General features: G+C 60.6%; 5 protein-coding genes and 1 rRNA gene. 3 read left to right on the plus strand and 3 right to left on the minus strand.

The window, feature by feature from the left end:
- Positions 1-75, plus strand: a 5S ribosomal RNA gene (gene rrf, locus AC07YV_RS28805); the annotation flags it as partial.
- A 124-nt stretch (positions 76-199) separates the two neighbouring features.
- Here the strand turns inward: rrf and AC07YV_RS28810 are convergent.
- The gene (locus tag AC07YV_RS28810) at positions 200-910 is read right to left on the minus strand and encodes a GntR family transcriptional regulator (protein WP_102702741.1); all 711 of its coding nucleotides are present in this window, start codon (positions 908-910) and stop codon (positions 200-202) included.
- 194 nt (positions 911-1,104) lie between these two features.
- Between AC07YV_RS28810 and lapG the strand changes: the two genes are divergently transcribed.
- Together lapG and lapD are read left to right on the plus strand one after the other, a co-directional pair.
- Entirely contained in the window at positions 1,105-1,797 is a 693-nt protein-coding gene (lapG, locus tag AC07YV_RS28815) for a cysteine protease LapG (protein ID WP_102702740.1), read from the plus strand.
- A 14-nt stretch (positions 1,798-1,811) separates the two neighbouring features.
- Complete coding sequence (gene lapD, locus AC07YV_RS28820) at positions 1,812-3,758, plus strand: cyclic di-GMP receptor LapD (protein WP_102702739.1); 1,947 nt, start codon at positions 1,812-1,814, stop codon at positions 3,756-3,758.
- Positions 3,759-3,803: 45 nt separating this feature from the next.
- Here the strand turns inward: lapD and AC07YV_RS28825 are convergent, their stop codons facing one another.
- Both AC07YV_RS28825 and AC07YV_RS28830 read right to left on the minus strand, forming a co-directional pair.
- Complete coding sequence (locus AC07YV_RS28825) at positions 3,804-4,142, minus strand: hypothetical protein (protein WP_015092944.1); 339 nt, start codon at positions 4,140-4,142, stop codon at positions 3,804-3,806.
- A gap of 147 nt (positions 4,143-4,289) precedes the next feature.
- A partial coding sequence (locus AC07YV_RS28830; RefSeq protein WP_146025432.1) for a beta strand repeat-containing protein occupies positions 4,290-9,262 on the minus strand: 4,973 nt, incomplete at its 5' end.

Below are 9,262 nucleotides of genomic sequence, written 5' to 3' on the forward strand. Positions count from 1 at the left end.
GAACTCAGAAGTGAAACGATGCATCGCCGATGGTAGTGTGGGGTTTCCCCATGTGAGAGTAGGTCATCGTCAAGATTGAATTCCAAAACCCCTGTCTGCTAACGCAGACAGGGGTTTTGTCGTTTCAGGGGTACTGAAAAGCCCGTTGTGGAGCCTCTCCACAACGGGCTTTCTCACGTCTTGCACCTGCCGCTGCGGGTTACTTCGGCGTGTTCCTGGCCTGGACTTCAGGGCTGTTGAGGTAGCGTGTAATGACCTCGACCCCTCGGTTCAGATGATGTTCGAGCAGCTTCACGGAGCGCTCTACGTCCCGTTCCTCGGCGGCCCGCAACAATGCCTGGTGGTCGTCCTGGGACAGTTTGCCCAGGCCCATGGCTTCCAGGTTGAAACGCAGGAAGCGCTCTTCCTCGTTCAGGCCGTCTTCAACCAGTTTCAACAGCCGGCGATTGGGCGCCCGGCTGTAAAGCGTCATGTGGAACAAGCGGTTGAGCCGGCCGATTTCGGTGTAGTCGCTTTGCGTTTCGAGTTCGTCGATGTAGCGGGCAGCCTGTTCCAGATCTTCGTCCTGGAGCAATGGCACCGAGAGACGCAGGGCCTCCGATTCCAGCAGGATGCGCAGGGCGTAGGTTTCAACGGCGTCTCCCTGGACCAGCGGCGCGACCACGGCGCCTTTATGGGCCACCACATTGAGCAACGACTGTGCTTCGAGCTGGCGCAAGGCTTCGCGAACGGGCATGCGGCTGACGCCGAACAGGTCGGCGAGGTCTTGCTGACGCAGGGCCGCACCGCAAGGGATGCGCCCGTCAAGTATTGCCGCGCGCAGGGTTTCCTCTATCACCGAGCGTGCCAGATGTGCGGGAATCGGCCCGTTGACCTTGATACTGCTGAGAGGGTTGGGCTTTTGTGTCACTAAACGCACCCTGAATAATGAAATTTTTGGATCCAAATGACACTAGTGACTGCCTGACAGCTTGTCAAACAAGTGAACGAGTGCCTTTCCTGCAGTTTAGCGCGCCGCCAGTGATCTCACCGTGCCATTGTCTTTTTCCGGTCTAACCTTCACCATTCGAACGACTCTCTCCTGTCTACCCAGGATGCCTCGCATTGGCGGCATGTTTAACGATCCCCCGGATTTTACGCTGGCTGTGTAGCGCATTGCTGCTGGCTGGCGTGATGCTGGGCAGCTTGAGTGCCGATTGGGACTTTTCCCTGATCAGCCGGCGGGCGCAGGCATTGTACGGACCTTTGGGAGAGGGTCAGCAACGCATTAATGATTGGCAATATTTGTTGGCCAGTCAGAAGCAGATCGGCGAGTCGGAACAACTCAATGTGGTCAATCGCTTCTTCAACAAACAGCTGCGATACGTTGAAGACATCGATCTGTGGCATGAAGTCGACTACTGGGAAACCCCGACCGAAGCTTTGTGGAAAGGCGCCGGCGACTGTGAAGACTACGCTATTGCCAAGTACTTCAGTCTGCGTCACCTCGGTGTAGCCAGTGAAAAGCTGCGGATTACCTACGTCAAGGCACTGACCCAGAACCGCGCGCACATGGTGCTGACCTACTACTCGAGTCCGGAGGCCGAGCCCCTGGTGCTCGACAGCCTGATAGATGCAATCAAGCCGGCCAGCCAACGAAAGGATTTGCTGCCGGTCTACTCTTTCAACGCAGAGGGATTGTGGTTGCCGGGTGCCAAAGGCAACAAAAAGGTCGGCGATACCAAGCGTCTGTCGCGCTGGCAGGATGTGTTGAAGAAAATGCAGGCCGAAGGATTCCCGGTCGAGACGACTAACTAGGAGCACGTGCTCAGATGTCTTTGTTCAAACAGCTGTTGATTGCTATCTGTCTGTTCCTGGTGGTCGCCTTCACCGGCAGTTTCATGGTCAGCCTGGAGAGCTCGCGCACTCAGTACGTCAACCAGTTGCGCTCCCATGCCCAGGACGCCGCGACCGCGCTGGCGCTTTCCCTGACCCCGAATATCGACGACCCGGCGATGGTCGAGTTGCTGGTCAGCTCGATTTTCGACAGCGGTTACTACGCGAGCATCCGCGTGGTCGATCTGAAGACCGACCAGCCCCTGGTTGAGCGCACGGGCATTCCGGCGGTCAACAACGTTCCGGACTGGTTCGTCAAACTGATCGGCCTGGAGCCCGCCGGTGGTGATGCGATCGTCAGCCGCGGCTGGGAGCAGGCTGCCCGGGTCGAGGTCGTCAGCCATCCGATGTTCGCGCTGGCCAAGTTGTGGCAAAGCGCTTTGGGCAGCCTGGGCTGGTTGCTGCTATGCGGCGCCGTCAGTGCGGTGCTTGGCGCGCTGTTGCTGCGCCAGCAATTGCGACCGCTGGATTACATGGTCAAGCAATCCCACGCCATCGCCCGACGGGAGTTCCTCAGCTTGCCGGAACTGCCGCGCACTCCGGAGCTTCGCCGGGTCGTGCAGGCCATGAACCAGATGGTCGAGAAGCTCAAGGCGCTGTTCCAGGAGCAGGCCGAGCGTAGTGAAAAGCTGCGGGTCGAGTCCTATCAGGATTCGTTGACCGGGTTGGCCAACCGGCGCTATTTCGAGATGCAACTGAATGCGCGGGTGAGCAACCCGGAGCAGGCCAGCTCCGGTTATCTGCTGCTGTTGCGGGTCAAGGATCTGGCCGGCCTCAACCAGCGTCTCGGTGGCCAGCGCACCGATGAAGTGCTCAAGGCCGTCGGTGAGCAACTGACTCGCGAGTGCGCCAAGTATCCGGAGACCCAGAACCTGGTGACCCGTATCCGTGGCGGCGAGTTTGCAGTACTGGCACCGGGGCTGGTGCGCGAAGAAGCGTTGCAACTGGCGCAAAATCTCGACAGCGCCCTGGCCAGTCTGCACGCTACCGGCGCCACTGATGTGGCTGCCGTGGCGTCTATCGGCCTGGCGCCTTTCGCTCATGGTGACTCGCCGCAAGCCGTGCTCAGCCTCGGTGATCAGGCGCTGGCCCAGGCCGAAGGCCAGGGCGAGCAGAATTGGGCCTGCATCGAACACAGCCTCTCGGCCAGTGTCGGCGACGATCACCACGCCTGGCACCTGATGCTTGACCAGGCGCTGACACAGCGGCGCTTCGAGCTGTATTTCCAACCGGTAGTGGCCGCCCAGGACACGCAACTGGTACTGCATTACAAAGTGTTGTCGCGACTGCTCGACGAACACGGCCAGACCATCCCCGCCGGGCGTTTTCTGCCTTGGCTGGAGCGCTTCGGCTGGACCGCGCGTCTGGATCGGCTGATGCTCGAACGGGTATTGGCGCAAATGAGCGAACATGAAGAGTCGCTGGCGCTGAATCTGTCGTCGGCGACCCTGGGCGACCCGCAGGCGCAAAACAAAATTTTCGAGCTACTGCGTGCGCATTCCAACCTCGGCCCGCGTCTGACCCTGGAGATTGGCGAAGAACAACTGCCTGATCAGGCGGTACTGGAGCAACTGACCCGGCGCCTGCGCGAACTCGGCTTCTCACTGAGCCTGCAACGTTTTGGCGGACGCTTCAGCATGATCGGCAACCTGGCGCGGCTGGGGCTGGCGTACCTGAAGATCGATGGCAGCTACATTCGCTCGATTGATCTGGAGAGTGACAAACGCCTGTTCATCGAGGCGATCCAGCGAGCGGCGCACAGCATCGATTTGCCACTGATTGCCGAACGGGTCGAGACGGAAGGCGAGTTGTCGGTGATTCGCGAGATGGGACTATACGGTGTGCAGGGCCAGCTGTTCGGCGAGCCCAAGCCCTGGCGCTGATTCGATCACTCCCACGCAGCGCGTGGGAGTGATCGCAAGGGTGTGTCAGATCAACCCGGTCTCTTCATCATCGATCAATTGGCTCAAGCCACCCAAGGCTTCACGGGCCTGGTTTCGGTCCATGAGTTTGGCCTGGGCGGCCGTCGGCAGGTCGGTGACGCGAATCACGCCTTTCTGGGTCAGTACCTGAATCAGGTCATCGAGTACCCGGATCATTTCCAGGTCACTTTGCTTGAGCTGTTTGAGGCTGTTCTCCACAGCCGCATTGGCAAACCAGGCCTGGATTTCATGATTGTCGGCCGGCAGCGTTTCAGTGGCCTCGGCGTAGGCGGCGGGCTCCACGCGTACCAACAGGCCCTGCGCATCGCGTTGCACGTAAAACATTGAGCATCCCTCAGAATTGAACCAGCGTCTTGCTGACAGCAGCATAGGTCAACTGCGCGCCAGTATGTGGCGCAGCGACGAAATCGTCACCGGGCAGTGGACACAAACGTGACGACCGCCCCGGAAGGGGGCGGCCGTTTTCATGCATCAGCTGTTGTTGTGATCGATTTTGATGGTCGGGTCGCTACCGGCAATCAGGTTGTGCAGGTTGGCGCTTGACCAGTTGTTGCCCTCCAGCTTGATCGTCACGTCCGGCGTGGCGGCTGCGGCGTTGCCAGAGTTGAACTGACCGGTCGAGCTGACTTGCAGCGACGACACGCCATCGACCGTGGTGATCTTCAGGAAGTTGTCGATGGTGCTGCCGGTTTCGCCCTGCAACAGATCGCGCAGGTCGATCCGGTCGCCTTCGTTGGCCTTGAAGTCCTTGATCACGTCGTTGCCGGTGTCGCCGGCTTTCCAGACGAAGGTGTCGCCGCCCAAACCGCCGGTCAGGGTGTCATTGCCTTTTCCGCCCAGGAGAATGTCATTGCCGTCGCCACCGTCGAGCAAGTCGTTTCCTGTACCGCCGAGCAGGATGTCATTGCCGGTGCCGCCGTAGAGTTTGTCGTCGCCGCCCTGGCCGAAGATGATGTCATTGCCGGCACCACCGAGCAGCGTATCGGCACCATCCTGAGCGCCGGACACATCGAACACGCTGTAGTGCTCGGTGATGTACTGGTGCACATTGCTTGGTGTGACCTGGTTGGTCTCGGCTCCGGTTTGCAGGCCGACAAACGCCTGCAGCGAAGCGTAACCCTCGCCGGTGACGCTATTGAAGCTCACCAGGTCGCCGAAGATGATGTCATTGCCATCACCGCTGTTGACGGTGTCTTGACCTGGTAGCGTGGCCTCGCTGTGGCCGAGAATCGCGTTGGCCAGATCCGCGGGGTTGATATTGGCCAGCGGCTTGCCGTCGGTGGTGTTGTACGGCGCCAGATCGCTTTCCTTGACTTCGCCGTTCAGGCCGATGGCTTGCACAGTGGAGTTGGCAGCCGCCAGCAGGGCAAATGCCGCTGCGGCATTTGAGGCACTGGTTCTATCGACGTAACCATCGCCATCGTTGGCCGACAGCTCATAAGTGCCGTCGCCTTGCGCATGAAGTGTCAGGCCACTGTACTTGGAAGAGCTCCAGTTACCCTTGCCGTCCTCACTCCATTTGTAAACGGCGCCATTGGCATCGACCAGCGTACGAGTCGCACCGCCGATCACTGTGGTGAACGCATAGCCAGGCCTGTAGTCACCCAGTTTCAACAGGCTGTCCAGGGTCAGGTCCGTGGCGCTGTTGGACTTGAAGTCGACGACGACCGGGTTGGTCTGTTCATAGCTGGTGTAAGCGGTTGGCTCACCGTCGGTAATGAAGTAGGTGAGATTGATCGCATTAGGGTTGCTCTTCGCATCAGCACTGTAGAACCAGTTGGCGGTGGTCTTGAACACGTCCTCGTAGTTGGTGTATCCACCCGATTTCATGCCGTCGAGAACCGACTTCAAGTTCGCCAGGGCATCTTTGCTGGACAGGTCGATCGAAATCGACTGTTTGACTGTCGTGTCGAAGTCCACGAGGAACACTTTCACAGTACCCGGATTCGCGTCTTTCGAGGTCGCACTGGCGATCAGTGAAGTAAACACCGCCTCCAGAGACTTCTTCGCCGCCGACATGGAGGCGTCGCCCATACTGCCCGAGCTGTCGACCATGAAGGCGATATTGTAGTTCTGACCTGGTGCGACCGTCAGCCCGCCGACATCCGACACCACGATGTCATTGCCACTGGTGCCGGTGACGGTGTCGTTACCTGCGGTGGCAGTGAGCGGGTTATAGACCGCTGGATTGATCGTGATCGGAATCTGCGTCGTATTGCTGGCCGAATCACCCTGGCTCTCGGTCGAGACGGCCGTAACGGTCAGCGTGTTGGTGCCGGTGGCGTACGGTGCCGGGGTGTAGCTCAACTTGCTCACGTCCCACCCGCTGAGGTTGACGACGCCGTTACCGGTGGTGCCGGTAAAGGTGTGCGTGCCATCGGTCAGGGTCGCACCTGCAGGGATGCCGGCGATCGAGGTAATGGTCTGGGTTTCAGAGCCATCAGTGTCCACTGACGTTACCTTCAAGCCCAACGCGATGCTGCTGTTCTCGGCCACCTGAGACGTGGTGGCGGTCACGATCGGAGTATCCGCGACCGCGGTCACACTGAGGTCCAGCGTGGTGCTTGAGCCGGTATTGGTGGTGTAGGTCACAGTCGGAACCTTGCCACTCCAATTGTCGGCAGGGGTAAAGCTGTAGTCACCGTTGGCACCGAGCGTCAGCCTGCCCACGTTTGCGATGGTGGCGGTCCCCCCCGCGCTGTACTCGATGCCACCGATAGTGAACTTGGTCACGCTGAGAGCGTTGTCCACATCACGGTCGTTGGTCAGTACGTTACCGGTGGAGATCTGGTCCTCAAGAGTGGTTTTGAGGTCCGCAGCCAGCACACTCGGGTCATCGACTGGCGTGACGCTGATATTCAGGGTCGAGGTGACGTTGGGTCCCAAACCGTCGGTGACGGTGTAGGTGACGGTTGGCACTGTGCCGTTGTAGTTGGCGACCGGGGTGAAGGTGTAGGCGCCGCTGGCTGCGATCACCAGGGTACCGACATTGGCGATGGTCGCCGTGGTACCGGCCGTGTAGGTGGTCGAACCGATGGTGAAGTTGACCACGCTGACCGGGCCATCGACGCTGCTCGTGCCGGTGAGAACGCTGCCGCTCAAGGCAGTGTCTTCCAGGGTCGAGACCGTTTCGCTGGCGTCGGTGAAGCTGTCGTTGACCGGCGTAACGCTGATGTTCAGGGTCGAGGTGTCGTTAGGTCCCGAACCGTCGGTGACGGTGTAGGTGACGGTCGGCACCGTGCCGTTGTAGTTGGCGGCCGGGGTAAAGGTGTAAGCCCCGTTCGCGGCGATCACCAGGGTACCGACGTTGGCGATGGTCGCGGTGCTGCCAGCGGTGTAGGTGGTATCACCGATGGTGAAGTTGACCACGCTGACCGGGCCGTCGACGCTGCTGGTGCCAGTGAGGACGCTGCCGGTGAGGGCAGTGTCTTCCAGGGTCGAGAGCGTTTCGTTGGCGTCGGTGAAGCTGTCGTCGACCGGCGTGACGCTGATGTTCAGGGTCGAAGTGTCGTTGGTTCCCGAACCGTCGGTGACGGTGTAGGTGACGGTCGGCACGGTGCCGTTGTAGTTGGCGGCCGGAGTGAAGGTGTAAGCGCCGTTCGCCGCGATCACCAGAGTGCCGACATTGGCAATGGTCGCCGTGGTACCGGCCGTGTAGGTGGTCGAACCAATGGTGAAGTTGACCACGCTGACCGCGCCATCGACGCTCGAGGTGCCAGTGAGAACGCTGCCCGTCAGGGCGGTGTCTTCAAGGGTCGAGAGCGTTTCGTTGGCGTCGGTGAAGCTGTCATCGACCGGGGTGACGCTGATGTTCAGGGTCGAGGTGTCGTTAGGTCCTGAACCGTCGGTGACGCTGTAGGTGACGGTTGGCACGGTGCCGTTGTAGTTGGCAGCCGGGGTGAAGGTGTAAGCCCCGTTCGCCGCGATCACCAGGGTGCCGACGTTGGCGATGGTCGCGGTCTGGCCGGCGGTAAAGGTTCCAGGAACGCCGTCGATGCTGAAGTTGACCACGCTGACCGGGCCATCGACGCTGCTTGTGCCGCTGAGGACGCTGCCGGTGAGGGCGGTGTCTTCCAGAGTCGAGAGCGTTTCGTTGGCGTCGGTGAAGCTGTCGTCGACCGGCGTAACGCTGATGTTCAGGGTCGAGGTGTCGTTGGGTCCCGAACCGTCGGTGACGGTATAGGTGACGGTCGGCACCGTGCCGTTGTAGTTGGCAGCCGGGGTGAAGGTATAGGCCCCGTTCGCCGCGATTACCAGGGTGCCGACGTTGGCGATGGTCGCGGTCTGGCCGGCGTTGAAGGTGCCAGTCACACCGTCGATGCTGAAGTTGACCACGCTGACCGGGCCGTCAACGCTGCTCGTGCCAGTGAGAACGCTGCCGGTCAGGGCGGTGTCTTCCAGGGTGGAGAGCGTTTCGTTGGCATCGGTGAAGCTGTCGTCGACCGGCGTGACGCTGATGTTCAGGGTCGAAGTGTCGTTGGTCCCCGAACCGTCAGTGACGGTGTAGGTGACGGTTGGCACCGTGCCGTTGTAGTTGGCGGCCGGGGTGAAGGTGTAAGCGCCGTTCGCCGCGATCACCAGGGTGCCGACATTGGCAATGGTCGCCGTGCTGCCGGCCGTGTAGGTGGTCGAACCAATGGTGAAGTTGACCACACTGACCGGGCCGTCGACGCTCGAGGTGCCGGTGAGGACGCTGCCGGTGAGGACCGTATCTTCAGCGGTGGTCACGCTTTCACTGATATCGGTGAAGCTGTCATCGACCGGGGTAACGCTGATGTTCAGGGTCGAAGTGTCGTCTGTGCCGGAACCGTCAGTGATGGTGTAGGTAACCGTTGGCACAGTGCCGTTGTAGTTGGCAGCCGGGGTGAAGGTGTAAGCCCCGTTCGCCGCGATCACCAGGGTACCGACGTTGGTGATGGTCGCGGTCTGGCCGGCGGTAAAGGTGCCAGGAACGCCGTCGATGCTGAAGTTGACCACGCTGACCGGGCCGTCAACGCTCGAGGTGCCGCTGAGGACGCTGCCGGTCAGGGCGGTGTCTTCCAGAGTCGAGAGCGTTTCGTTGGCGTCGGTGAAGTTGTCGTTGACCGGCGTAACGCTGATGTTCAGGGTCGAGGTGTCGTTAGGTCCCGAACCGTCGGTGACGGTGTAGGTAACGGTTGGCACCGTGCCGTTGTAGTTGGCGGCCGGGGTGAAGGTGTAAGCCCCGTTCGCCGCGATCACCAGGGTGCCGACGTTGGCGATGGTCGCAGTCTGGCCGGCGTTGAAAGTACCCGTCACACCGTCGATGCTGAAGTTGGCCACGCTGACCGGGCCGTCGACGCTGCTCGTGCCAGTGAGGACGCTGCCGGTGAGGGCAGTGTCTTCCAAGGTCGAGAGCGTTTCGCTGGCGTCGGTGAAGTTGTCGTTGACCGGCGTGACGCTGATGTTCAGGGTCGAAGTGTCGT

The organism is Pseudomonas sp. GW456-E7 (assembly GCF_059424105.1).

Bases quoted from the DNA above. Each gene is read 5' to 3' on its own strand.
- lapD (WP_102702739.1), top strand. From the start codon at position 1,812: ATGTCTTTGTTCAAACAGCTGTTGATTGCTATCTGTCTGTTCCTGGTG.
- AC07YV_RS28825 (WP_015092944.1), bottom strand. From the start codon at position 4,142: ATGTTTTACGTGCAACGCGATGCGCAGGGCCTGTTGGTACGCGTGGAG.